Annotated in this window: 23 protein-coding genes; 11 read left to right on the top strand and 12 right to left on the bottom strand. The window is 71.7% G+C overall.

All coding sequences use genetic code 11. The annotated features are described in order from the left end of the window. Positions 1 to 36: 36 nt before the first annotated feature. The 4 genes from ACLJOK_RS18830 to ACLJOK_RS18815 are packed head-to-tail and all read right to left on the bottom strand — an operon-like array spanning position 37 to position 5,156. Entirely contained in the window at positions 37 to 2,124 is a 2,088-nt protein-coding gene (locus tag ACLJOK_RS18830; protein ID WP_410820076.1) for an alpha-galactosidase, read from the bottom strand. Further along, positions 2,121 to 2,942, bottom strand: a complete 822-nt coding sequence (locus tag ACLJOK_RS18825; RefSeq protein ID WP_410820075.1) for a carbohydrate ABC transporter permease — start codon at positions 2,940 to 2,942, stop codon at positions 2,121 to 2,123. The genes ACLJOK_RS18830 and ACLJOK_RS18825 overlap by 4 nt, the downstream gene beginning before the upstream one ends. After that, complete coding sequence (locus ACLJOK_RS18820) at positions 2,939 to 3,859, bottom strand: carbohydrate ABC transporter permease (RefSeq protein WP_410820074.1); 921 nt, start codon at positions 3,857 to 3,859, stop codon at positions 2,939 to 2,941. The genes ACLJOK_RS18825 and ACLJOK_RS18820 overlap by 4 nt, the downstream gene beginning before the upstream one ends. A gap of 1 nt (position 3,860) precedes the next feature. Continuing rightward, positions 3,861 to 5,156 (bottom strand): ABC transporter substrate-binding protein, encoded by a 1,296-nt coding sequence (locus ACLJOK_RS18815; RefSeq protein ID WP_410820073.1) that lies wholly within the window; start codon positions 5,154 to 5,156, stop codon positions 3,861 to 3,863. A 159-nt stretch (positions 5,157 to 5,315) separates the two neighbouring features. Here ACLJOK_RS18815 and ACLJOK_RS18810 point away from each other — a divergent pair, with 159 nt between their 5' ends. From ACLJOK_RS18810 to ACLJOK_RS18775, 8 genes are all read left to right on the top strand, one after another. Further along, positions 5,316 to 6,062: an SDR family NAD(P)-dependent oxidoreductase gene (locus tag ACLJOK_RS18810; protein WP_410820072.1), complete on the top strand. Its 747-nt coding sequence runs from the start codon at positions 5,316 to 5,318 to the stop codon at positions 6,060 to 6,062. A 35-nt stretch (positions 6,063 to 6,097) separates the two neighbouring features. Beyond that, positions 6,098 to 6,808 (top strand): FadR/GntR family transcriptional regulator, encoded by a 711-nt coding sequence (locus tag ACLJOK_RS18805; protein WP_410820071.1) that lies wholly within the window; start codon positions 6,098 to 6,100, stop codon positions 6,806 to 6,808. Then, positions 6,805 to 7,950, top strand: a complete 1,146-nt coding sequence (gene dgoD, locus ACLJOK_RS18800; RefSeq protein WP_410820070.1) for a galactonate dehydratase — start codon at positions 6,805 to 6,807, stop codon at positions 7,948 to 7,950. Before ACLJOK_RS18805 ends, dgoD begins: the two co-directional genes overlap by 4 nt. 5 nt (positions 7,951 to 7,955) lie before the next feature. Continuing rightward, a complete protein-coding gene (locus ACLJOK_RS18795) occupies positions 7,956 to 8,798 on the top strand; it encodes a hypothetical protein (protein WP_410820069.1) in 843 nt (280 codons plus the stop codon). A gap of 10 nt (positions 8,799 to 8,808) precedes the next feature. Further along, positions 8,809 to 9,429, top strand: coding sequence for a bifunctional 4-hydroxy-2-oxoglutarate aldolase/2-dehydro-3-deoxy-phosphogluconate aldolase (locus ACLJOK_RS18790; RefSeq protein ID WP_410820068.1), 621 nt, complete (start codon positions 8,809 to 8,811; stop codon positions 9,427 to 9,429). Further along, positions 9,426 to 10,367 (top strand): sugar kinase, encoded by a 942-nt coding sequence (locus ACLJOK_RS18785; protein WP_410820067.1) that lies wholly within the window; start codon positions 9,426 to 9,428, stop codon positions 10,365 to 10,367. Before ACLJOK_RS18790 ends, ACLJOK_RS18785 begins: the two co-directional genes overlap by 4 nt. Positions 10,368 to 10,387: 20 nt before the next feature. Further along, complete coding sequence (locus ACLJOK_RS18780) at positions 10,388 to 11,269, top strand: SMP-30/gluconolactonase/LRE family protein (protein WP_410820066.1); 882 nt, start codon at positions 10,388 to 10,390, stop codon at positions 11,267 to 11,269. Positions 11,270 to 11,359: 90 nt separating this feature from the next. Beyond that, the gene (locus tag ACLJOK_RS18775; RefSeq protein ID WP_410820065.1) at positions 11,360 to 12,463 is read left to right on the top strand and encodes an L-dopachrome tautomerase-related protein; all 1,104 of its coding nucleotides are present in this window, start codon (positions 11,360 to 11,362) and stop codon (positions 12,461 to 12,463) included. A 21-nt stretch (positions 12,464 to 12,484) separates the two neighbouring features. Here the strand turns inward: ACLJOK_RS18775 and ACLJOK_RS18770 are convergent, their stop codons facing one another. Further along, the gene (locus ACLJOK_RS18770; protein WP_410820064.1) at positions 12,485 to 13,237 is read right to left on the bottom strand and encodes a dienelactone hydrolase family protein; all 753 of its coding nucleotides are present in this window, start codon (positions 13,235 to 13,237) and stop codon (positions 12,485 to 12,487) included. A gap of 163 nt (positions 13,238 to 13,400) precedes the next feature. On the opposite strand from ACLJOK_RS18770, the gene ACLJOK_RS18765 reads away from it, so the two are divergent. The 3 genes from ACLJOK_RS18765 to ACLJOK_RS18755 all read left to right on the top strand — a co-directional run bounded on the left by ACLJOK_RS18765 (position 13,401) and on the right by ACLJOK_RS18755 (position 14,760). Continuing rightward, positions 13,401 to 13,811: a hypothetical protein gene (locus ACLJOK_RS18765; RefSeq protein ID WP_410820063.1), complete on the top strand. Its 411-nt coding sequence runs from the start codon at positions 13,401 to 13,403 to the stop codon at positions 13,809 to 13,811. Further along, positions 13,808 to 14,311: a universal stress protein gene (locus ACLJOK_RS18760; protein WP_410820062.1), complete on the top strand. Its 504-nt coding sequence runs from the start codon at positions 13,808 to 13,810 to the stop codon at positions 14,309 to 14,311. Before ACLJOK_RS18765 ends, ACLJOK_RS18760 begins: the two co-directional genes overlap by 4 nt. A gap of 65 nt (positions 14,312 to 14,376) precedes the next feature. Then, positions 14,377 to 14,760: an SAV_915 family protein gene (locus tag ACLJOK_RS18755; protein WP_410820061.1), complete on the top strand. Its 384-nt coding sequence runs from the start codon at positions 14,377 to 14,379 to the stop codon at positions 14,758 to 14,760. Here the strand turns inward: ACLJOK_RS18755 and ACLJOK_RS18750 are convergent. The 7 genes from ACLJOK_RS18750 to kdpF all read right to left on the bottom strand — a co-directional run bounded on the left by ACLJOK_RS18750 (position 14,661) and on the right by kdpF (position 24,920). Beyond that, positions 14,661 to 16,676, bottom strand: a complete 2,016-nt coding sequence (locus ACLJOK_RS18750) for an FAD-dependent oxidoreductase (protein ID WP_410820060.1) — start codon at positions 16,674 to 16,676, stop codon at positions 14,661 to 14,663. The two genes, ACLJOK_RS18755 and ACLJOK_RS18750, sit on opposite strands and share 100 nt — an antisense overlap. Before the next feature lie 102 nt (positions 16,677 to 16,778). Next, positions 16,779 to 17,459 carry a response regulator gene (locus tag ACLJOK_RS18745; protein ID WP_210782924.1) on the bottom strand — a complete coding sequence of 227 codons (681 nt, stop codon included), beginning with the start codon at positions 17,457 to 17,459 and terminating at the stop codon, positions 16,779 to 16,781. Then, complete coding sequence (locus ACLJOK_RS18740; RefSeq protein ID WP_410820059.1) at positions 17,456 to 20,005, bottom strand: DUF4118 domain-containing protein; 2,550 nt, start codon at positions 20,003 to 20,005, stop codon at positions 17,456 to 17,458. Before ACLJOK_RS18740 ends, ACLJOK_RS18745 begins: the two co-directional genes overlap by 4 nt. A 73-nt stretch (positions 20,006 to 20,078) precedes the next feature. Next, positions 20,079 to 20,960, bottom strand: a complete 882-nt coding sequence (locus tag ACLJOK_RS18735; RefSeq protein ID WP_410820058.1) for a potassium-transporting ATPase subunit C — start codon at positions 20,958 to 20,960, stop codon at positions 20,079 to 20,081. After that, positions 20,960 to 23,155: a potassium-transporting ATPase subunit KdpB gene (gene kdpB, locus ACLJOK_RS18730; RefSeq protein ID WP_410820057.1), complete on the bottom strand. Its 2,196-nt coding sequence runs from the start codon at positions 23,153 to 23,155 to the stop codon at positions 20,960 to 20,962. Before kdpB ends, ACLJOK_RS18735 begins: the two co-directional genes overlap by 1 nt. Before the next feature lie 20 nt (positions 23,156 to 23,175). After that, the gene (gene kdpA, locus ACLJOK_RS18725) at positions 23,176 to 24,831 is read right to left on the bottom strand and encodes a potassium-transporting ATPase subunit KdpA (RefSeq protein ID WP_238681997.1); all 1,656 of its coding nucleotides are present in this window, start codon (positions 24,829 to 24,831) and stop codon (positions 23,176 to 23,178) included. Continuing rightward, a complete protein-coding gene (kdpF, locus tag ACLJOK_RS18720) occupies positions 24,831 to 24,920 on the bottom strand; it encodes a K(+)-transporting ATPase subunit F (protein WP_036410889.1) in 90 nt (29 codons plus the stop codon). Before kdpF ends, kdpA begins: the two co-directional genes overlap by 1 nt. Positions 24,921 to 25,067: the final 147 nt, after the last annotated feature.

Below are 25,067 nucleotides of genomic sequence, written 5' to 3'. Positions count from 1 at the left end.
CTGTCCCTCGGGGGTGGGGGTGGTGGTGCTCCGATCTCAGCCGCGGGTCAGCACGATGAGGTCGGCGTCGTGGGTCGCGCTCCACTGCACGGGCAGGCCGACGGTGGCGAGGTGGCTGCCGGAGTAGTGCCGATCCCCGTGCGAGTAACGGGCCGCCGGGTCGAGGCCGCGCACTGGCAACCGGACCGGGCGGGACGGGAGCAGCCCGGCGCCGTCGAGCCGGCCGGTGTGCCAGGCCAGGACGACCACCTGGTTCTCGTCCGGCGCGGTGTACTGCACCGCGCAGCGGGCTTGGTCGGGGCCGCCGATCAGGTGCACCTCGCCGTGCGTGACGACGTCCCGGATCTCCTTGTAGCGGGCGATCCAGTCGGCCGCCTCGGCCCGCTCGGTGGGGGTCCACGCCCGGATGTCCGCGCCGATGCCGAGCACACCGGCCATCGCCAGGACGAACCGGAACGCCAGCGTTCGGGGGCGACTGTCGAACAGGCCGGGCGCGTCGGTGACCCAGGAGCTGAGCAGGTGCGGGGCGTTGGCGTGCAGGAAGCCGTACTGGATGGCCAGCCGGTCCAGTGGGCCGGTGTTGTCGCTGGGCCAGAAGACGTCGGCCCGTTCGGCCATCGCCAGGTCGGTCCGCCCGCCTCCGCCGGCGCACGCCTCGATGAGCACCCCGGGATGGTCCCGGCGCAACCGCTCGTAGATCCGATGCAGATTGGCGACGTGCGCGCCGTCCAGGTCGAGCGGACCCACCCCACCGGGCCGCCCCGGCTCGGTACGCGGCCGGTTGAAGTCCCACTTCAGGTAGTCGATGTCGTACCGGCGCAGCAGGCCGTCGACTGTGGAGTGGACGAACTCGGCGACCTCCGGCCGGCCCAGGTCGAGCAGGTACTGGTTACGGACCGGGGTGAGCGGCCGGCCGTCGACGGCATAGACCCAGTCCGGGTGCTCGGCGTACAGGGAGGACTTCGGGTTGACGCACTCCGGCTCGACCCAGAGCCCGAAGTTCAGCCCGAGCGCGCGGACGTCGGCGATGAACGCGTCGAACCCGGCCGGGAACTTCGCCGGGTCGGGCGTCCAGTCGCCCAGCCCGGCGGTGTCGTCGATGCGGCCGACGAACCAACCGTCGTCCACGACGAAGGTCTCCACGCCCAACTCGGCGGCGATCCGGGCGAGCGCGAGCTGACTCTGCGCCTCGACGGCGAAGTAGGTCGCCTCCCAGGAGTTGTAGAGCACCGGGCGAGGGTTGAGCCGCTCCCCGGCCAGCATCCGCTGGTGGGTGTGCCAGACCCGCGCCAGCCCGTCCAGGCCGTCCGGGCTGTACGCCCCGGTGGCCACCGGCAGTGTCAGCCGCTCGCCTGCGGCCAACTCCAGCGGGCCGTCGACCAGTTGACGGCCGACCCGGACCCGGGTCAGACCGCCGGTGTCCCGCTCTGCGCTGATCTCCCACGAGCCGGTCCAGGCCAGCGCCATCCCCCAGGCCGGGCCGGCCGGCTCGGCGGTGTCGCGCACGGCCAGCCAGGGCACGTGCAGGTGCCCGGGTACGCCCTGGGAGCTGCCGATGCTGAAAGCGCCATGGCCCAGCTCGACGTGGGAGAGCTGGAACTCCTGCGCCCACTGACCCCACTGGTGGCTGAGCAGGGCGCCGTGCGGCGTCGGTACGCAGAACCCGCCCGATCCGGCCCGGACGACCCGCAGCGCGTCGGTGCCGTCGTTGACCAGGTCGACCCACCGCTGCACCACGTCGGTGCCGACGGGCACCCGGTAGTGCACTGTGGCGCGCAGCCCGGTGACCGGGTCGGCGAACTCGACGACCAGCTCCCGCTGGTCGGCGTCGATCCGCGCGTCGGTGTGCACGAAGCCCACCCGGCGCTGCCCGTTCGCCGTCTCGATCACCAGGTCGGAGCCGGTGAACGGGCGGTCGGCGTCGGTGGCGTACTCGATGGGGGCCGCGTCCCCGGCGGTGAGAAACGGGACCGGGCCGTCGTAGGCGACCGGCGAGGGCCCGTCGGAGACGCCGTGCGGCCCCCACGCGACGAGTTCCAGCCAGCGGCCGTGCGCGGGCACCCGCACCGTGTACTCGGTGTGCGTGCCGCGCAGCGTCCAGCGCTGCCCGGCCTCGGCGGTCACTTGACCGCTCCGAGCGCCAGACCGGAGACGAAGTGCCGTTGGAAGCGGAGGAACACCGCGACGGTGGGCACGGCCGCGATGACAGTACCGGCGGCGATCACGTTCCAGGACGAGACGAACTGGCCCTGGAGGGCGAGCAGCGCCGGCGTGACCGGCATGTTGTCATCGGTACGCAGCACTGTGATCGCCCAGAGCAGGTCGTTGAAGATCCAGGTGAAGGAGAGCGCCCCGAGAGCGGCCAGCGCGGGTCGGGTCAGCGGCAGCATCACCTTGGTGAAGATCTGCGCCGTGCCGGCGCCGTCGATGGTGGCGGCCTCCTGGATCTCGCCGGGCAGGTCTCGCATGAAGCCGTGCAGGACGAACGTGTAGAAGCCGAGCCCGAAGCCGACCTGCACCGCGATCAACGCCCAGAGCGTGTCGTACAGGCCGGTCAGCTCGGTGAACTTGGCCACCGGGATGAGCAGGATCTGCGGTGGGAGCAGGTTGCCGGCGAGCATCAGCAGCAGGATCGTGCGCCGCCCGGGGATCCGGAAGCGACTCAGCGCGAACGCGGCCATCGCGGCCAGCCCCAGGCTCAGCGCGACCGACGGGACGGTGACCAACATGCTGTTGATCAGTGCGCGCAGCTCGCCACCGTCGGTCCACGCCTGCCGGTAGGTGTCCAGTGTGAACGACCGGGGCAGGCTGCCCACGCCGTGCGCGGCGATGTCGTCGAACGACCGGGTGGACATCACCACCACCCAGAGCACCGGGCCCAGCCAGAGCAGCGAGAGCAGGATCATGCCGGTGTGGAAGGCCCCGGTACGGAGCTTGTTCATGACGCTTCCTCCCGGAACGCGCGGACCAGGTAGCCGAGGATGACGGCCAGCGCGAGCACGAAGATCACGACAGCGATCGCCGAGGCGTAACCGAGCCGCAGGCTCTGGAACGCTGTCGAGTACATGTAGGTGCTGAGCAGCTCCGACGAGTGGTACGGCCCACCCTTGGTCAGCGACCAGACGATGTCGAACGAGCGCAGCGAGTCGATCACGATGACCGACAGCACGACGGCGTTGACCCCCTTCATCTGGGGGATGGTGACGTGCCACAGCCGCTGCCAGGAGTTGGCTCCGTCCATCCGCGCCGCCTCGTGCAACGCCGGGTCGATCGCCTTCAACCCGGCCAGGAACAGCACCATCACGTACCCGATCTGCCGCCACAACGCGGGCAGGATCACCGCGTACAGGGCTGTCTGCGGGTCGGCGAGCCAGGGCCGGATCAGATGTTCCAGACCGACCGCCCGCAGCAACGTGTCGGCGATGCCGTCGGGCTGGTAGAAGACCCGCCAGACCAGCGCGGTCACCACCAGCGAGAACACCACCGGGGTGAACAGTGCGGCCCGGTAGAAGCCGACACCGCGCCGCTCCTTCTGGAGGACGAGTGCCATCCCGAAGCCACCCAGCACGGAGAGGCCGCCGAAGAGCACCAGCCAGATCACCGTGTTGACCAGCGCACCCCGGAACGTGGCGTCGCCGGCCAGCTCGACGTAGTTGTCGGTGCCGACGAAGGTCGGCGGTGTCATCCCGTCCCAGCGGGTGAGGGAGAACCAGAAGCCCTGGATCGCCGGCCAGAAGACCCAGACGCTCTCGACCGCGAACGGCACGAGGACGAACGCCACCAGCAGCGGCGACAGTCGAGCCGACCGTCGCCGCCGCCGGGTGGGGGTGACCGAAGTCGTGGAGATCGTTGCTGTCACGTCAGCCCTTGAAGACCTTCTCGGCGCCGGCCTGCCACTCCCGCAGGATCGCGTCGATCTGGTCCGGCTTGTCGATGAACTTGGTCAGCGCGGTGTCCGCGGTCGGCTGGAGCGCGTCGCTCGAGTCGCGGTTGAAGAACTGGGTCAGCTCCTTGGCCTCGTTCAGCATCGCCTTGCCCTTGACCACCAGGGGCGAGTCCGACGCCTTGGCCTTGGGGTTGGCCGGCAGCACGATGCCGGAGCTGGCCTTGACGTACGCCTCCTGGGCCTCCACCCCGGCCAGGTAGCTCAGCAGGGCCTTGGTGCCGGTCGGGTTGGCGGTCTTCGCGCTGGCGAAGAAGCCGTCGGTCGGGGCCTCCTCGGCCAGCGGCACCGCCGGATCGATGATCGGGAACCGGAAGAAGTCCAGGTCGCCGAGCGCGTCCTTGGGTGCCGCGTCGGCGAAGAACGTGCCGATCAGGAACATGCCGGTCTTGCCGGCCAGCAGCGCTGTGGTCGCCTCCTGGAACGGGTACGCCTTGCCCTTGGGGTCGAAGTAGGGCAGGGCCTCGCGCCAGCGGGTGAAGACCGCCTTGACCTTCGGGTCGTCGAAGCGCTGCTTGCCGGCGAGCAGCTCGCGGTGGAACGGCGCGCCGTTGATCCGGATGTTCAGGTAGTCGAACCAGGCCGAGGCCACCCACGGGGTGTCGCCGAGGCCGATGCCGATCGGCGGGATGCCCTTGCTCTTCAGCGTCTCGCACAGCGCCAGGAACTCGGTCCAGGTCTTCGGCTCCTGCACGCCCCACTTGGCGAAGTTGGACTTGCGGTAAAAGAAGCCCCACCAGTAGTTGTTCATCGGCACGAAGATCTGCTTGCCGCTGGCGTCGGTGGAGAGGGTCCGCAACGACTGGGGGTAGTCGTCCAGTGACTTCCACACCTCGGACACGTCCAGCAGCAGGTTCTTGCTGGCGTAGTCGTTGGCGACCGAGCCCGCGTACCAGGTGTAGAGGTCCGGCGGGTTGGCCGAGGTCAGGTAGGTCGGCAGTTGGGTCCGGAAGGTCTCCGAGGCGATCGTGTTGAGGCTCGCCGTGCCCTTGCCCTGCGCGTTGAAGGTCTCGATCAGCTTCTCCATCGCCGCCTTGGCCTGCGGCGAGGAGAGGTTGGACTGGATGGTGACCGCGCCCGAGCCGTTGCTCGTGGTCGGCCCGCTGGCGGAGCTGGCGCACGCGCTGAGGAACGAGCTGGCGCCGAGCGCGCCCATGCCGGCGAGCCCAAGGTGGCCAAGGAATCGCCGGCGACCGGGGTCGAAGTCGCTCACGGAGGTATCCCTTCCTTTACGACACTCAGCGTCACCACGCGATGTGTCGTCCATGTGAATGCTGTGACCAGAAGGTTGCATCGACCCTCGCCGGCTGTCAAGATATCTTCGTAATTAATGATTAGACGAGACCAAGGCGAGGGTCAGGTGGATCAGCCTATGCGCCGGCTTGAAGGCAAAAACGCGCTGGTCACCGGTGCGATGGGCGGGATCGGCGCAGCCATCGCCCGGCGGCTCGCCGCCGAGGGGGCAGCGGTTGCGCTGCTCGACGTGGCCGATCCGGCCCCACTGGCCGACGAACTGACCGCGCGGGGCGACCGCGCACTGTCCGTAGTGGGCGATGTCAGCGACGAGGCCGACTGGACGGCCGCCGTGAGCGCCGTACGGGACCGCCTCGGCCCGGTCGACATCCTGGTCAGCACCGCGTACGCCGTGCGGGTCGCGCCGGCGCACGAGACCAGCCGGCAGTCCTGGGACCACCAGCTCGGCGTCAGCCTCACCGGCTCCTTCCTCGGCGTCCGCGCCTGCCTGGACGACCTGCGGGCACGCTCCGGCGCGGTGGTGCTGATCTCCTCGGTGCACGCGCTGGTCGGGTTGCCCGGCCGGCCCGCGTACGCCGCGGCCAAGGGCGGCCTGGTCGCGCTCGGCCGCCAGCTCGCCGTCGAGTACGGCCCGCAGGTCCGGGTCAACACAGTGCTGCCCGGGCCGATCCTCACCGCCGCCTGGGCCGACGTGTCCGAAGAGGACCGCCAACGCAGCATCGCGGAGACCGTCGCGAAGCGCTTCGGCACACCGGACGAGGTGGCCGCCACCGTCGCCTTCCTCGCCTCGCCGGACGCCGCCTACATCACCGGCGCGAGCCTCGTGGTGGACGGTGGCTGGACAGCGGTGAAAGCCTCGGCCTGAGAGATCGATACCGACCAGCGAAAAGGCCAGGAGCATTGGCACAGTACGCACGCCGCGGCGTCCACGGGCAGACCGTCGAAGCGATCGCCCGTCGCATCCTCACCGGCGAGATCGCCGCCGGCGCGACCCTGAACATCGTCGCGTTGCAGGAGGAGTTCGACGTCAGCCTCACGGCGCTCCGCGAGGCGCTGAAGGTCCTCTCCGCCAAGGGCATCGTCGACGCCCGACAGAAGCGCGGCACCTTCGTCCGACCCCGCGCAGACTGGAACCTGCTCGACGGCGACGTGATCCGCTGGCAGTTCGCCGAGGGCACCGACCAGCGGTTGCTCGACCAACTGCACGAGGTGCGCGCCATCATCGAGCCGGCCGCCGCACGGCTGGCCGCCACCCGCGCCACCGAGGACGACCTGACCGCTCTCGACCGGGCACTGGCCGAGATGGCCCAGGCCAACGGTGATCCCGCCGCCGCCATCGTCGCCGACCTCGCCTTCCACCGCGCGCTGCTCACCGCCACCCACAACGAGCTGCTGGAGCGGATGGAGGTGGTGATGGAGACCGGGCTCGCCGAACGGGACCGGCTGGTGCACGGCGGCACCGCGCACGACGACCCAGTGCCCAGCCACCGCGCGGTGGTCGACGCGCTGCGCGACCGGGACGAGACGGCGGCCGAGACCGCGATGCGTCAGTTGCTGGACAAGGCCGTCCGCGACGTCGAGAAGGCACGGGGACGAAGGGGCAGTCAGTGAAGATCGCGCGGATCGAGACCTTCCTGGTCGCGCCACGGTGGTTGTTCTGCCGGGTGGAGACCGACGACGGGCTGGTCGGGTGGGGTGAGCCGGTGGTCGAGGGCCGCGCCGAGGTGGTGCGCAGCGCGGTCGAGGTGCTCTCCGAACATCTGATCGGTGCGGACCCCCTGCGCATCGAGCAACACTGGCAGGTGCTCACCAAGGGCGGCTTCTACCGGGGCGGCCCGATCCTCTCCAGCGCGGTCGCCGGCCTCGACCAGGCGCTCTGGGACATCGCCGGGCAGGCGTACGGCGCGCCGGTGCACGCGCTGCTCGGCGGGCACGTGCGCGACCGGGTGCGGATCTACTCGTGGATCGGCGGGGACGAACCCGGCGAGGTGGCCGACGCCGCCGCCGCGCAGGTCGCCGCCGGCCTCACCGGGGTCAAGATGAACGCCTGCGGGCGGCTCTCGCCGATCCCCACCTCGGCCGAGGTGGACGCGGTCATCGGCCGGGTGGCCGCCGCCCGCGAGGTGCTCGGCCCCGACCGGGACATCGCCGTGGACTTCCACGGTCGCGCCGGAATGGCCGCTGTCCGCCGGATCCTGCCCGAACTGGCCGCCCTGCGCCCGTTCTTCGTGGAGGAGCCGGTCCTGCCCGATCAGGCTCACCACCTGCGCGACATCGTGGCCGGCACGCCGATCCCGGTGGCCACCGGCGAGCGGCTCTATGGCCGGTCCGAGTTCCTCGGCCCGTTGCAGGCCGGGGTCGCCGTGGTCCAACCGGACCTGTCGCACGCCGGTGGCATCTCCGAGGTCCGCCGGATCGCCGCGCTGGCCGAGACATACGGCGCGCTGCTCGCCCCGCACTGCCCGCTCGGCCCGATCTCCCTGGCGGCCAGTCTCCAGGTGGCCTTCGCGACGCCGAACTTCCTGATCCAGGAGCAGAGCATCGGCATCCACTACAACGCCGGCTCGGAGTTGCTGGACTACCTCATCGACCCCGAGCCGTTCCGGTTCGTGGACGGGCACATCGCCCGCCTCGACCGACCCGGGTTGGGCATCACCGTCGACGAGACGGCGGTCCGCAAGGCCGCCCAGACCCCACACACCTGGCGCAACCCGGTCTGGCAGCACGCCGACGGGTCCTTCGCCGAGTGGTGACCGGCGTGCGGCCGGTGGCGCTGCGGGTGGCGTACGACGCGGCGCACGGCGGCCGGTGGACGAGTCTGCGCGGCGGCGGCCGGGAGTGGCTCTGGCGTGGCCCGGAACCCGGCCGGCACGAGGTACGCCCCGACGACGCGTTCGTCGACGCCGGCGGACTGGAGGAGTGCCTGCCCACAGTGCGCGGCGAGCCCGACCACGGCGAGGTGTGGTCGCGACCGTGGCGCAGCGCCGGGCCCGGCACCGTTCTCATCGAGCGGCCGACGTTCACCCTCACCCGCCGGATCACCGACGAGCGCGGCGTGGTGGTGGCCGACTACCGGCTGGCCGCCGACCCGGGGCACCGGTTCGTCTGGGCCGCGCACGCCCTGCTCGACCTCTCCCCCGCCGCCCGCCTCGACGCGCCCGCCGGCACCCCGACCCGGCTGCACCCGGAGGCCGCCGCGCTCCTGCCGCCGGGCAGCTGGCCCACCGGTGACCCGTGGTTGACCGGGCCGTGGCCGGCTCCGGCCGGGTTGGCAGTGGCCGGGCTGACCCTGGACATGTTCGGGCCGGACGACGGGACCGCGCTCGGCGCGGTGCTGCTCGACTGCGCCCGGGTCCAGGTGATCGACGGAGCCGACCGGCTGACTCTGGAGCTGGGATGCGCCGACCAGCCCCGCAGCACCGCGCTCTGGCGCAACCTGGGCGGCTGGCCGGCGAACGGCCCCTACCGCAGCGTCGGGATCGAACCGATGCTCGGCGCGGCCTTCGACCTGGCCGACGCCGGCCCCTCCGACGCGGCGGTCGTCCCGCAAACCGGCGAGGTCACCTGGCGACTCACCATCTCCGCCCACCGCAACCACTGAGGACACCGGAATGAACCTGCTCGACGAGCTGCGTACCCATCGACTGTTGGCCATCGTGCGCGGCCCGGACCCGGCCGCCGCGCTGGCCGCCGTGCTCACAGTGGCCGAGAGCGGCGTCGCCCTGGTCGAGGTCTCGATGACGAGCGCCGACGCGCTCGGCATCATCCGCCGCGCCCGTGCCGCCCTCGGGCCCGACTTCGCCCTGGGCGCGGGCACCGTGCTCAGCGCCGAGGACGCCCGCGCGGCGGCCGACGCGGGCGCCGGTTTCCTTGTCACCCCGGCGATCGCACCGAGCCTCGCCGAGGGTGGCCGGCTCGGGCTGCCGGTGCTCGCCGGCGCCCTCACCCCCACCGAGGTGGTGCAGGCCGTCGACGGCGGGGCCGCCGCGATCAAACTCTTCCCGGCCTCGCTCGGCGGGCCCGACTACCTCGCCGCCCTGCGCGACCCGTTTCCCGGTATCGCGTTCGTGCCGGTCGGTGGGGTCGACGCGGACGGTGCGCGGCGCTACCTAGACCGGGGCGCGACAGCTGTCGGCGTCGGTTCCCCGCTGCTCGGCGACGCCATCCGAGGCGGCGACACGAAGGCGCTGCGGGAGCGCGCCGCTGCCTTCCTCGCGGCGGTCCGGCCATGAACGACCTGCTCACACTCGGCGAGACGATGGCGGCGTTCCGCACCACCGGCCCACTGCGACTGGGCGGCACCGCCGGGATCTCCGTCGCCGGCTCCGAGTCGAACGTGGCGATCGGCCTGGCCCGGCTCGGCCACCGGGCCGCCTGGGTCGGTGTCACCGGCGCCGACGAGCCGGGCGAGCTGGTCCGCCGTACGTTGCGCGCCGAGGGTGTCGACCTGACCTGGTCCCGGGTCGACGTGACAGCCCCCACCGGGCTGATCCTCTTCGAGAACCGGGTCGCCGACATCAACCGGGTCACCTACCACCGCGCCGGGTCGGCCGGCTCCCGGCTGGGCACTGCCGACGTGACCCGGGCCTTCGACGCGCCCGGGCCACCACCCCGGCTGCTGCACGTCACCGGCATCACCTGCGCGCTCGGCGTCGAGCCGTACCAGGCGGTGGTGGAGGCCGTGCGGCGCGCCCGCGTCGCCGGCAGCACGATCTGCCTGGACGTCAACCACCGCAACAGTCTCTGGTCGGTCGCGGGGGCCGCCGCCGCGCTGCGCCCGCTGCTGCCCTCGATCGACCTGGTGGTCGCCTCCGACGACGAGCTGGCCGTGCTGACCGACGCGACCGACCCAGCCTCGGCGTTACTCTCGGCCGGCGTCACCGAGGTCGTGGTCAAGCACGGCGCCGGTGGCGCGACCAGCCACACCGCGACCGGCGCCATCCATCGTCCAGCCCGGACGGTTCCGGTGGTGGACACCGTCGGCGCGGGCGACGCCTTCGTCGCCGGGCTGCTCTCCGGCTGGCTCGACGGCGTCGACGCGTCAGCGCGACTGGACCGGGCCGTCACCACCGGCGCGTTCGCGGTCGCCACCCGGGGCGACTGGGAGGGCCTGCCCGACCGTGCCGAGCTGGCGCTGCTCGACCACGGCACCGGCGGTACGGTCCGCTGACGATCCTTTGGAGGAGCACCATGGAGCTGACCGAGCCGACCGTCTGGAGCACCGACCGGCTGGAGTTGGGTGAGGGCCTGCGCTGGGTCGACGACCGGCTGATCCTGGTCGACCTGCTGGCCGGGCGACTGTTGGAGACCGACGGCGACGCCCCGACCCCGCTGCGGGAGCTACGCCGCCTCGACGTGCCGCTCGGCGCTGTCGCTCCGGTGGCCGACCGACCCGGCGAATGGCTGGCCGCCGCCGGGACCGGCGTCACGGTGCTGCCCGCCACCGGCGACCCCCGACCGGTCGCCGATCTGGTCGCCGACGCGCCCGAGCCGACCCGGATGAACGACGCGGTCGCCGACCCGCACGGCCGCTTCTGGGCCGGCAGCATGACGTACGCGATGGTGCCCGGCGGGGGCACGCTGTTCCGCCTCACCCCCGGCGCCGAGCCGGTCCCCGCGGTGACCGGGCTGACCATCCCGAACGGGCCGGCGTTCGACGCGACCGGCACCACCATGTACCTGGCCGACACCCCGCGCGGAGAGATCGACCGGTTCACCGTCGACCCCGCCACCGGGGCCCTGCGCGGGCGGGAGCCGTTCCTGCGGCTGTCACCCGCCGACGGCGGCCCGGACGGCATGACGCTCGACGCGGCCGACCACCTGTGGATCGCGCTGTGGGGCGGCTCCGCGGTACGCCGCTACCGGCCCGACGGCACCCTCGACCGGGAGATCCGGCTGCCGGCCAAGCAGCCGGCCGGCATCTGCCTGGGCGGCCCCGACCTGCGGCGGCTCTTCATCGGCACCGCCCGGGTGGGGCTGGACACGGCGGGCCCGCAGGACGGCGCGCTGCTCGCGGTGGACGTCGCGGTGCCCGGCCTGCCCGCCGCGCGGGCCGGCGCGCCGGCGAGCTGATCGGAGGCATACCGGACGCCAGTGCGGGAACAACCGCGGTAACAGCCGACCGGTAGGGAGCGAGCCGATGAGCACCGTGGGGCGGACGTCGTGAACGGGCCGGTCGGCGACGAGCCGATGGGCGAGCTGGAGCTGGTGCACACCTTCACCGGCCCGATGCCGACCGGGGTGAGCGTCTCGCACCGGGGCCGGATCTTCGTCAACTTCCCGAAGTGGGGCGACGAGGTGCCGGCCACCGTCGTCGAGCTGCGCGACGGCCGGGAGGTGCCCTACCCCGACCAGGCCTGGAACGACCCGTCCGGCGACGACGACGCGGGCGCGTTCGTGTCGGTGCAGAGCATCGTGGTGGACCCGGCCGACCGGCTCTGGGTGCTGGACACCGGCAGCCCGATGTTCCAGCCCACGAAGCCGGGCGGCCCGAAGCTGGTCCGGATCGACCTGGACACCGACACGGTCGCCCAGGTGATCACCTTCCCGGCGGACGTGGCGCTGCCGACGACGTACCTCAACGACGTCCGCTTCGACCTGCGGCGGGGCGAGGCGGGGGTCGCGTACATCACCGACTCGGCGGCTTCCGGGCCGAACGGGATCATCGTGGTGGACCTGGCCAGCGGGGCCTCCTGGCGGCGGCTGCACGACCACCCGTCCACCAAGGCGGAGCCGCTGACGTCGTTCCGGCCGGTGGTGGAGGGCCGGCCGTTCCTCGAACGGCCGGCCGACGGCCCGCCGAAGCCGCTGACCATGGGCTCCGACGGCATCGCCATCTCCGCCGACGGCACTCGGCTCTACTACTGCCCGCTGGCGTCCCGGCGCCTGCACAGCGTCTCCGCCGAGGCGCTGGCCGACCCGGGCGTCACCCAGGAGGCGGCCGCCGCAACAGTGGTCGACGAGGGCGACAGGGGCACCGCCTCGGACGGGTTGGAGAGCGACGACGCCGGGCGGCTCTACCTCACCTCGTACGAGCACAACGCGGTGCTGCGTCGACTGCCCGACGGCGAGTACGAAACGCTGGTGCACGACCCACGACTGCTCTGGCCGGACACCATGTCGGTGGCCACGGACGGGTACCTCTACGTCACCGCCAATCAACTGCACCGGCAGCCGCAGTACCAGCGGGGCAAGGACCTGCGGCGCAAGCCGTACGCGCTGTTCCGCACCCGCATCGACGCCGGCCCGGTGCTGCTGCGCCGCTGAGCACCGGCGCTCCCGCCGTGCTCAGGTCGGCAGGGTGCGGTCCAGAAGGTCGAACAGGGCCGCCCAGTGGCGTTCGGTGGCCTGCTCGTCGTACGCCGGGGTGTCGGCCATGGTGTAGCCGTGGTGCGCCCCGGTGTACACCTCGGAGCGGTAGCGCACCCCGGCGGCGTCCAGCGCCTCCTCCAGCGCGGCGATCTGCTCGGGCGTCATCGACTGGTCGGCGTCGGCGTGCCCGAAGTACAGCTCGCCGGTGATCGAGGCGACGCCCCGGTGCGGGCTGTCCGGTGCCTCGGTGACGATCCGCCCGCCGTGGAAGCTCGCCACCGCGGCGATGCGGTCCGGGTGCGCCTCGATGGCCCGCAGCGCGTTCGTGCCGCCCATGCAGTAACCGGTGATGGCGACCGGGCCCGGCCGGACGTCGTCGCGGGCGGCCAGGAAGTCGAGGAACGCGGCGGTGTCCCGGCTGATCACCTCGGGGGTCAACGCGCCGACCAACGGCATGATCTTCTCGAAGAGCGCACCGCGCTGATCGGCCTCGCCCAGCCGGGACAGGTCGAACAGGGGTGCCCGGCCGGCCCGGTAGAACAGGTGGGGCGTCAGCACGAGGTAGCCCCGTGCGGCGATCCGCTCGGCCATCTCGACCAGGCGCGGGCGCGGCCCGAAGGCGTCCATGAAGAGCAGCACCGCCGGGAACGGGCCGTCGCCGTCCGGTCGGGTCAGACTCGCGTCCGCCACTCCGTCACTGGTCGGGATGTCCACCGTCGTCGTCAGCACCGTGCCTCCTCGTACGCCGATCTTGGTCCGTTCGGAACGTTACTCGCCGTATCGGTGCCCCCGGCGGCCAGCCGCGTGAACGCGGCGTCAAGAAATGGCGGTGGCCCGTCGAAACCGCGTATCGAGTGGTGCTCCGTCGTCGCGCGGTGGTGACGATGGGTCCATGAGTCCTTGGCGGATGACACGCTGGGAACGCGGCGAGCCGCCACCCGGCATCGACACGGCCAGCGACCCCGGCGAGCCCGCGACCAGAGCGGACGAGCCGGGTCGGCGGCACGAGGCCCTGGTCAGCGTCCGACTCGGCCCGTCCGCGCCCGGCAGTCACCTGGTGGAGTACCTGCGGCACGAGCCGTGCGCGGTCGCGGCGTGGTGGATCGCCGCCGACGTCGACGCCGTGGTCCGCCTCTCCGCCGACAGCATCACAGTGCTGCACCGCGCCGTGGCCGACCTGCGCCTGCGCGCCGGGGTGGAGGTGGCGGAGGCCAACTACATCCTGCGCGCGCTCGACCTGACCACCCCGGCCGACCCGCGTACCGCGAAGGGGAGCCCGGCCTGGGTGGGGTCCGCCGCATGAACCGCCGCACCGGTGCCCACCGGATCGTTGTGGGAGTCGACCGCTCGTTCGCCGGGATGCAGGCGCTGCGCCGGGCGATGGAGCTGGCCCGCCGCGACGGCGCGCAACTGGACGCGGTCCGCGCGTGGGTCTTCGCGCCGACGTGGCGGCCCGGCACCCTGACCTGGCGGTGGCAGGACGAGTGCGACCGGGCGGCCCTGGTCTACCTGCGCGGCGTCTTCGACGCGGCGCTCGGTGGCCTGCCCCGGGACGTGACAGTGCGGCTGGTGGCGACCCAGGGGTACGCCGGGCAGGTGCTGGTCGACCACGCGCACCGGGAAACCGATCTGCTGGTCGTCGGCAGCCCGGATCGCGGCCGGTTCGGCCGGTCCCGTGGCCACGTCACCCGGTACTGCGTGACCCGTGCGGCAGTGCCGGTTGTCGCGGTGCCCGCGCCGACCTGGGCACGGGCCGCGACGATCCGCAGCTTCGCCCGCGACCTCGAACGATTCAGCCGATGACCGCCGCTGCCGCGACAGAGCCGACAACCGCCGCTTCAGCGGGCAGAGAGAGGACACACCCGACCATGGACGAGGCCCCGATAATCTTCGCCGTCCCGGTGCGCGACCTGCCGGGACGGCTGGTGCGGACGGTGCGGACCGGCCGCTCGCCGCAGGGGCAACGGGTGGGCATCGCCTTCACCCGGCCCGAGTTGCTGGTCGCCGCGATGGGCGCGGACCAGCACTGGGAAGAGCTGTGCGAGCCGGCACTGCGGGGCATGCTGCGCCCGCTCGGCATCGAGGTGATCCAGGTCGACCCGCTGCTGGTGGCCCCGCCACTTGACCGGGTCGACCCGGCACCCGCCTCCGGTCAGGCGCGCACGAAGCGCACCGCGTCAGCGACCACGTGGCCGTCGGTGTCCTCGGTGCGGATCAGCACGCTTCCGTCGCTGCCCGCACTGAAGGGATAGGTGCCCAACGGCACCCACTGGCCGCCGGCCTGTCGCTGGTTGACCGTCCGGGTGACCAACCCCCCGGAGTACGCGATGTCCACCGGCACGTTCGTCGCGCGGTTCGGGTCCGCGGTCCAGCGCAACTGCACGGTCCACGACCCGGTGGCGGGCAGTGTCGGGCGGAACCGCAGCCGGTTGACGCCCTTGGCGGTGTTGCCGTCGTGCTCGTAGTCCGGGCCGTAGTAGCCGCCGATGCTGGTGCTGCGCAGCCACGTCCCGGCCCGGGTGATGCCGCTGGACGCGGCGTTGTCCAGGATCACCTCGCTGGTGGAGCCCCACTCCAGCACCGCGCCGTCCTGGCGCAGCCGGGTCTGGAGGGCAGGCACGGAGACGGCCTGCACGGCGAGGTTCCCGGCGAGCGCCATCGACGCCGCGGTGGCTGCGGCCTGCCCGAGGATCATGAACACGGGTTCCATCCGGATCGAGCCGTACGCGATGTGACTCGCCGAGAGGCAGACCGGCACCAGCAGGTTGGCGCACTGCGCCTGGTGCGGCACTATCGCGCGGTAGCTCACCGGGTACGGCGCCGGCACGCCGATCTGCACGTCCCCCTCGTTGCGCACCTTGCCGTCGACGACCACCCGCTGACAGTTGTGCGAATCCATTGTGTAGCTGGCCAGGCCCACCGAGTCGGTGGCGCGGACCCGGCCCCGACAGTCGGCCTCGGTCATCACGTACGAGGAGATCATCCGGCGTGCCTCACGGATGTAGAGCATCGGCGGCCAGCCGCCCGTGCCGGTGAACTCGTCCACCGGCAGCCCCCACCGGGCCGTCGAGTCGCGGACCGACGCCGGCAGTCGGGGGTCGTTGGCCAGGAACCACATCAGCCCCTGCTGGTAGGTGCGGTGCTCGGCGATGATGCTCTCCCGCGTGGCCCAGCTCGCCGTCGGGTACGCGTAGTTGAAGCCGATGTTGTCTGTCGACACCGCACCGTTGTTGTTGGAGTCGGTCTTCCCGCCGCCGACCGAGTGGGTGGTGAAGTACGGCCCTGTGTAGCCGGCCTGGATGTGCCGCAGCAGCAGCTCGTAGCGGATCGGGTCGTAACCGGACGGCTTGCCGAACGGGATGCGGTTGGACGCCTGGGTCAGGCACATCCGGAAGCAGTACGCCTGGATCTTGTCGTCGCCGCTGCCCTGCGGGGCGAGCGGGGTGGCGGAGATGCCCGGCAGCAGCCCGCTGGCGGGCGACCCGGCCGTCACGTACGGGTCGACGGGGTAGGCGAACTGGTGGGTGTTGCGCGACTGCACCCCGTTGATCGTCTCGCCGTAGGTGTCGTTGGACTCCCGCCCGACGGTGAACCCCACCCCGGCCATGGCCAGCAGATCGCCCTCGTAGGTGGCGTCGACGAACACCCCGCCCCGGTAGATCGCCCCGTCCTCGGTGCGCAGCTCGGTGATCCGGTTCCCGGTCCGGCCGAGGCCGACCAGCCGGGCGTCGACGACCACCGGCACGCCCGCCTCGGCCAGCATCTCGGCGAAGACGGCGGTGGCGACGCGCGGTTCGAAGGTCATCCGCAGCGGCGACGTCGGCGTGAGGGTTCCGCCGTGGTACTTCACGTACACCCGGCGGTAGAACTCGGCGGCCAGCCCGCCGATAGACGCCTGGACGCCGGTGTCGGTGGCGCCCAGCCCGGCGGTGCTCAACCCACCGACGTGGCCGGTGGGCTCCACCACCACTGCGGTGCGGCCGAGCCGGCGCATGGTGATCGCGGCGGCCAGCCCGCCGGAGGTGGCGCCGTAGACGACCAGGTCGGCGGTGGTGACGGCGGCTCGGGCGGGGTCGGCCCGGAACGGGTCGGTGAGACCGGCAAGGACGAGGCCGGCACCGCCGGCGACCAGCAGCCGACGACGGGACAGGGGCAGGGGCACGGACACGGCGAGCTCCCGAGGGGTAACCGGTGAAGGGGACGGTTACAGAAGCACGCCGCTGCCACTGCGAACGAGATTCTTCAATCTCTGCCGTCGGGTGTCAACGGTTCACGGCCGGTAGCGGTAACCCATTCCCGGCTCGGTGATGAGGTGGCGGGGGCGAGCCGGATCGTCCTCCAGCTTGCGCCGCAGCTGGGCCAGGTACTGCCGCAGGTAGTTGGTCTCGTTCTGGTATTCCGGCCCCCACACGTCCTGGAGGAGCTGACGTTGGCTGACCAGCTTGCCGGGGTGACGCAGCAGCTTCTCCAGCACGCTCCACTGGGTGGGGGTCAGCTTGACCTCGGTGCCGTCGTCCCGCAGCACGCTGTGGTCGGCCAGGTCGACTGTGTGCTGGCCGATGCGCAAGGCCGGCACCGCTTCGCTGGGCGCGCCGAGGCGGCGGGTCACCGCGCGGATGCGGGCCAGCAACTCCTCCACCCCGAACGGCTTGGTGACGTAGTCGTCAGCGCCCGCGTCCAGCGCGGCGACCTTGTCCTCGCTGCCGGCCCGGCCGGAGAGCACGATGATCGGCACTGTGGTCCACCCGCGCAGGCCCCGGATCACCTCCACGCCGTCGATGTCGGGCAGGCCGAGGTCCAGCACCACCAGGTCGGGCGGGTGGCTGGCGGCGGCCTTCAACGCGGCGGCCCCGGTGCCGGCGACGTCCACGTCGTACCGGCGGGCACGCAGGTTGATGCGCAGGGCACGCAGGATCTGCGGTTCGTCGTCGACGACCAGGATGCGCGTCATTCCTGCGGCCCCTCCGAGGTGATCGGCGCGGCCGGCAACCGCAGCACCATGGTGAGCCCACCGCCGGGGGTGGTCTCCGGGGTGATGCTGCCACCCATCGCCTCGGCCAACCCCCGGGACAGGGCAAGACCGAGACCGACGCCGGTCTGGTTGTCCCGGTCACCGAGGCGTTGGAACGGCAGGAAGACGTGCTCCCACTGGTCCTCCGGGATGCCCGGCCCCCGGTCGATCACCCGCAGCTCGACCTGGCCGGCGTGGGCGCTGGCGGTGATCATGGGGGGCTGGTCCGGCGGGCTGTAGCGCAGCGCGTTCGCGACGATGTTGACCAGCACCCGTTCCAGCAGGCCCGGGTCGGCGGTGGCGGCCGGCAGGTCGGCCGGGATGTCAGTGCCGACCGTCGCGGCCGCCGGGCCAAGTTCGTCCAACGCCAGGGGTACGGCATCCTCCAGGCCGATCGCGGTCGCCGAGATGCCCAGCACGCCCGCCTGGAGCCGGCTCATGTCCAGCAGGTTGCCGACCAGCCGGGCGAGGCGGTCCAGCGACTCCTCGGCGGTCTCCAGCAACTCCTCACGGTCGGACTCGTCGAACTCGACGTCGTGGCTGCGTAAGCTGGTCACCGCTGCCTTCGCCGACGCCAGCGGGGTACGCAGGTCGTGGCTGACCGCGGCGAGCAGCGCGGTGCGCATCCGGTCGGCGGCGGCGAGGGGCCGGGCGGTGGCGGCCTCCTCGGCGAGCCGTTCCTGGCGCAGCGCGACGGCGGCCTGGGCGGCGAACGCCTCGACGATCCGCCGGTCGGCGGCCTCCAACCGTCGGCCGCTGAGCACGACGGTGATGCGGTCGTCGACAGGGACCGCCGTCTCACCGCCGTCGGGCGTGCAGGCGGGCTGCTCGCCGACGCTGGCCACGACGCACCAGGCGTGCTCCTCGTGGGCTCGCTCCGGGCGACCACTGGCCTCCTCTGCCAACTCCAGCACGCTCACCGCGCGCAGCCCGAAGGTCTCCCGAAGCTGCTCCAGCAGGGCGGGCAGCGGGCGTTCGCCGCGCAGCACCCCACCGGCAACGGCGGCGAGGGTCTGCGCGTCGGCGGCGGCGCGGGCGGCCTCCCGGGTACGCCGTGCGGCCACGTCGACGATCCAGCTCACCGCCAATCCCACGCCGACGAAGACGGCCAGGGCGAGCAGATTGTCCGCCTCGGCGATGGTCAGCGTGCGGAAGGGCGGGGTGAAGAACCAGTTGAGCAGCAGCGATCCGCCGAGCGCGGCGACCAGGGCCGGCCACACCCCGCCGACCAGCGCGACCCCGACCACCCCGGCGAGGAACAGCAGGATGTCGTTTGTCAACGTCAGGTCGGGCAGGGTCTTCAGCAGCACTGTGAGCAGCGGCATGCCCAGCACCGCCAGGCCGAAGCCGAGCAGCCGGCGGCGGCGGGACAGCGCCGCCGGCACTGCCGCCGCCCGGCGACCCTTGCCGGCCTGCTTGTGGGTGACCAGGTGCACGTCGATCGAGCCGGAGAGCGCTGTGGTGGTCACCCCGACACCTCTGGCGAAGATCTGCGCGAAGCGGCCACGCCGGCTGGCCCCGAGCACCAACTGGGTGGCGTTCACGCCCTGGGCGAAGTCCAGCAGCGCGGCCGGCACGTCGGTGCCGAGCACCTGGTGGTACGTGCCGCCGAGGCTCTCCACCAGCACTCGTTGCCGGGCCAGTTGGGCCGGGTCGGCGCCGGCCAGGCCGTCGCTGCGGGCCACGTGCACGGCGAGCAGGTCGGCGCCCTTGCTGCGGGCCGCGACCCGGGCCGCGCGGCGGATCAGCGTCTCGCCCTCCGGGCCACCGGTCAGCGCGACCACTACCCGTTCCCGGGCCTCCCAGGTGGCCGCGATCCCCTGCTGGCTGCGGTAGCGGTCGAGCTGCTCGTCGACCTTGTCGGCCAGCCAGAGCAGCGCCAGCTCGCGCAGCGCGGTGAGGTTGCCGACCCGGAAGTAGTTGCCCAACGCGGCGTCGATCTTGTCGGGCCGGTAGATGTTGCCGTGCGCCATCCGCCGGCGCAGCGCCTCCGGGGTCATGTCGACCAGCTCGACCTGCTCGGCGGCGCGGACGATCTCGTCCGGCACGGTCTCCCGCTGGGTGGTGCCGGTGATCTGCGCGACGACGTCGTTCACCGACTCGAGGTGCTGCACGTTGACGGTGGACAGCACGTCGATCCCCGCGTCGAGCAACTCCTGAACGTCCTGCCAGCGCTTGTCGTGCCGGGAACCGGGCACGTTGCTGTGCGCCAACTCGTCGACCACAGCGATCTGTGGCCGGCGGGCCAGCACCGCGTCCAGGTCCATCTCGGTGAACGCCGCGCCGCGGTAGTCCATGCTCCGGCGGGGCACCTGCTCCAGGTCGCCGAGCATGGCGGCGGTGTGTTGGCGGCCGTGGGTCTCCACGAAACCGATCACCACGTCGGTGCCGCGCGCGGCCCGCCGCTGGGCCTCCTCCAACATGGCGTACGTCTTACCGACGCCGGGGGCGGCCCCCAGATAGATGCGCAGTTCTCCGCGTGGCACGGGGACCATCCTCCCTGGTCAGATCGGCGGGCGGGGCCGCGCCCGGTCGGCACGGCCCCGCCCGCGAAGGTGCTCAGCGTGCGGCGAACTGCTTGTCGAGCGCGAGGTTGAGCTCCAGCACGTTGACGCCGGGCTCACCCATGAATCCCAGCCCACGCCCGCCGGTGTGCTCCTTGACCAGCTTGCGGACCGCCGCCGGGTCCGCGCCGCGCTCCCGCGCGACCCGGTTCACCTGCAACTCGGCGTACGCCGGGCTGATCTGCGGGTCGAGGCCGCTGGCGCTGGCGGTGACCGCGTCGGCGGGCACCGCCGGGTCGGCGGGCGCGTCGCCCCGGATCGGGGTGACCACCCCACCGGCGGCCACGTAGTCCTCGCCGGGCTGGGCCAGCTCCACCGACACCCCCTCGTACGAGCTGACGAACGGGGTGGCCGGGGCGGCCTGGTTGACGCTGACCACCCGGGTGACCGGGCCGGTCAGACCGTCGGCGCGGAAGACCGCGAGCACGGCGCCCACCCCGTCGTCGGTGCAGTACGGGCGGCGGCCGTCGACGCCGTCGAGCTCGCCGACGGACTTGCTGCGCCCGCACACCTGGGTGAGCAGGCTCTCGCTGGACTCCTCCGGGTCGGTGGCGATGGTGTCGACAACGCTCTCCGGGCCCAGGTTGCTGGCCGAGGTGGAGGTCGGGTCGTAGCCGTCGCCGGCGGCGGAGGGGCGGGACTGGAAGTACCGGGCGACGGGGTTGCCGTCCGCGTCGGTGAAGGACTGACCGATCAGCGCGCTGCCGACAGTCGTCCCGCCCGAGGAGATCAGCGAGCCGTCGGTCTTGTGGTTAAGGCCGGGTAGCTGACCAACAGCTACCAGGGCCAGCGGGTAGACCAGGCCGAGCAGCACAGTGAAGACGAGCACGGCGCGCAGCGCGGCGAGGTGTTGGGCGATCCAGGTGGGTAGGCGCATCACGAAATCCCCGGGATGAACTGGATGAGCAGGTCGATGAGCTTGATCCCGATGAACGGCACGATGATGCCGCCCAGCCCGTACACCAGCAGGTTGCGGCTGAGCAGCTTCGACGCGGCGGCCGGCCGGTACCGTACGCCCCGCAGGGCGAGCGGGATCAGCGCGATGATCACCAGGGCGTTGAAGATGACAGCGGACAGGATCGCCGACTCCGGGCTGGACAACCGCATGATGTTCAGCGCGTCCAGGCTCGGGTAGAGGCCGGCGAACATGGCCGGGATGATCGCGAAGTACTTCGCGATGTCGTTGGCGATGCTGAAGGTGGTCAGCGCGCCACGGGTGATCAGCAACTGCTTGCCGATCTCGACGATCTCGATCAGCTTGGTCGGGTCGGAGTCGAGGTCGACCATGTTGCCGGCCTCCTTGGCGGCCGACGTGCCAGTGTTCATGGCCACCCCGACGTCGGCCTGTGCGAGCGCCGGCGCGTCGTTGGTGCCGTCACCGGTCATCGCGACCAGGCGGCCACCCTCCTGCTCCCGCTTGATCAGCGCGAGCTTGTCCTCCGGTGTCGCCTCGGCCAGGAAGTCGTCCACCCCGGCCTCGTCGGCGATCGCCTTCGCGGTACGCGGGTTGTCGCCGGTGATCATCACGGTTCGGATGCCCATCCGGCGCATCTCGTCGAACCGCTCCCGCATGCCGGACTTGACCACGTCCTTGAGGTGGATGACGCCCAACGCGCGGGCGGGCTGACCGTCGACGTGCTCGGCGACGACAAGCGGGGTGCCGCCGGTGCCGCTGATAGCGTCCACGATCTCGCCGACCTGCTCGGTCGGGTGGCCGCCGTTCTCCCGTACCCACTTCATCACCGCGGCGGCGGCGCCCTTGCGGACCCGGCGGGCCGTGCCCACCGCGCCGGCGTCCACGCTGGCGTCCGGGGTGAGGTCGACGCCGCTCATCCGGGTCTGCGCGGTGAACGGTACGAAGGTGGCGTGCGGCATCACGCCGGGCTCGCGCTCGCGCAGCCCGAACTCGTTCTTCGCCAGGACGACCACCGAGCGCCCCTCCGGGGTCTCGTCGGCAAGGCTGGACAGCTGCGCGGCGTCGGCCAGCGCCGCGGGGTCGACCCCCTCGACCGGCACGAACTCGGCGGCCTGCCGGTTGCCCAGCGTGATGGTGCCGGTCTTGTCCAGCAGCAGGGTGTTGACGTCGCCGGCCGCCTCGACGGCCCGGCCGCTCATGGCCAGGACGTTGCGCTGCACCAGCCGGTCCATGCCGGCGATACCGATGGCGGAGAGCAGCGCGCCGATGGTGGTGGGGATCAGGCAGACCAGCAGCGAGATCAGCACCACTCCGGTGACGCCGGAGTCGGTGATCGCCCCGCTGTTCGGCGCGGCCGCCTGGTACGCCTTGGAGAAGATGGCCAGCGGCTGGAGGGTGACAACTGCCAGCAGGAAGATGACAGTGAGCGCGGCGAGCAGGATGTTCAGCGCGATCTCGTTCGGCGTCTTCTGCCGGTTGGCCCCCTCGACCAGAGCGATCATCCGGTCGATGAAGCTCTCCCCCGGCTTCTGGGTGATCTTCACGATGATCCGGTCGGAGAGCACCTTGGTGCCGCCGGTGACAGCGCTGCGGTCGCCACCGGACTCCCGGATGACCGGGGCCGACTCGCCGGTGATGGCCGACTCGTCAACGCTGGCGATGCCCTCGACGATGTCGCCGTCGCCGGGGATGATGCCGCCCGCCTCGACGAGCACGACGTCGCCCTGACGCAGGTCCGGCGCCGGCACCGCCTCATCGCGGTAGGTGTTGGCCCGAGCGCCCGGCTTCCAGTCGATCAGCCGGGTGGCGATGGTGTCCTTCTTCGCCTGCCGCAGGGTCGCCGCCTGGGCCTTGCCCCGACCCTCGGCGACCGCCTCGGCCAGGTTGGCGAAGACCACTGTCAGCCACAGCCAGATGGTGATCGCCCAGGCGAACACCGACGGGTCGATCACCGCCAGGACCGTGGTGAAGGCCGCGCCGACCTCAACGATCAGCATCACCGGGTTGCGCCACAGCGTGCGGGGGTCGAGCTTGCGTACCGCGTCCGGCAGGGACCGGATCAACTGCTTGGGGTCGAGCAGGCCCCCGCCGATCCGGTTGCCCTGGGTGGCGGGTGTGCCGGGGAGTTGCTCTGTTGGGGCGGACGTGACGGACATGTCCTCGTTCCTCATGATGGTCAGAGCCCCTCTGCCAGCGGACCGAGCGCGAGCGCGGGCAGGAAGGTCAGTGCGACGAGGACCACTGTGACGCCGACGACCATGCCGATGAACAGCGGTCGGTGGGTCGGCAGGGTGCCCTCGGACGCGGGGGTGGGTGCCTGGCGGGCCAGCGAGCCGGCCAGCGCGAGCACGAAGATCAGCGGCAGGAACCGGCCCAGCAGCATGCACAACCCGAGCGCGGTGTCCCACCAGGTCGTGTTGACGGTGATGCCGCCGAAGGCCGAGCCGTTGTTGTTGCTGGCCGAGGTGAACGCGTACAGCACCTCGGAGAGGCCGTGCGGGCCGACGTTGAGCGCCGTGGAGTTGTTGCCGGTGCCGAACGCCGCAGCCGTACCGACGAGCACCAGGATCGGCGTGATCAGGAAGTAGAGCGAGGCGAACTTGATCTCGCGCGACCCGATCTTCTTACCCAGGTACTCGGGAGTGCGGCCCACCATCAGCCCGGCCACGAAGACCGTGATCACCGCGAGGATGAGCAGGCCGTACAGCCCCGAACCGGTGCCGCCCGGCGCAACCTCGCCGAGCATCATGTTGACCATCGTCATCATGCCGCCGAGCGAGGTGAACGAATCGTGGAACGAGTTCACCGCGCCGGTCGAGGTGAGCGTGGTGGCGGCGGCGAAGGTGGCCGAGTTCGACACGTCGAACCGCACCTCCTTGCCCTCCATCGCCGCGCCGACCGCCTGCGGAACCGTGCCGTGGCCGGCCAGCTCGAAGATGTTGGTGATGGCGACGCTGAGGAACGCGAGGATGCCCATCACCGCGGCGATGGCGTAGCCCTGCCGGTTCTGCCCGACCATCCGGCCGAAGACCCGGGGCAGGCTGAACGGGATCAGGAAGATCAGGAAGATCTCCAGCCAGTTCGTCCAGGTGGTGGGGTTCTCGAACGGGTGCGCGCTGTTGACGTTGTAGAAGCCGCCACCGTTGGTGCCCAGCTCCTTGATCACTTCCTGGCTGGCGACCGGACCACCGGTGATGGTCTGGGTGCCGCCGGTCAGCGTGCTCACGTCGGTGCCGGCGGACAGGTTCTGCACGGCCCCGCCGATCATCAACGCGATGGCGCCGAGCACAGCGATCGGCAGCAGGATCCGCAGCGTGATCCGGGTCAGGTCGACCCAGAAGTTGCCGAGCTGCCCGGTGCGGCTGCGGGCGAAGCCGCGTACCAACGCGACCGCCACCGCGATGCCGACCGCCGCCGAGACGAAGTTCTGCACGGCCAGGCCGGCCATCTGCACCAGGTGGCCCATCGTCGACTCACCCGAGTACGACTGCCAGTTCGTGTTGGTCACGAACGACACGGCCGTGTTCCACGCGCCGTGCGGCACCACCGGGTCGAACCCCAGCGACAACCACAGGTGGTTCTGCACGCGCTGGAACAGATACAGGAACAGGATCGAGACCGCGGAGAACGCCAGCACGCTGCGGGCGTACACGCCCCAGGTCTGCTCGGCGGCCGGATTGACCCCGACCAGTCGGAAGATGCCCCGCTCGACCCGCGACTGCTTCGTGCCGGAGACCGCCCGGAACATGTAGTCGCCGAACGGCTTATAGACGGCGACCAGGGCCGCCACCAGCGTCAACACGAAGATGACGCCCGCTGTTGTCATGGTCATCAGAAGCGCTCCGGGAACAGCAGGGCGAACACCAGGAACGCGCCCAGGACGACCGCGAGCACCAGACCGACGGCGTTGACAGCGTTCACAGCTTCTCCACCGCCCGGACCACCAGGGCGAGCACTGCGAACAGCGCCACCGTCAGGACCACGAACACCACGTCAGACACGCTGACTCCTCAGCCGGAAAGGTTCGTCGCGACCGCCTTCCGGTCGCGCCGGGCAATCAAAGCCCCA

The organism is Micromonospora sp. 050-3 (assembly GCF_046549335.1).
GTDB lineage: Bacteria > Actinomycetota > Actinomycetes > Mycobacteriales > Micromonosporaceae > Micromonospora > Micromonospora trifolii.
This window is presented reverse-complemented; position numbering and strand designations above follow the sequence as displayed.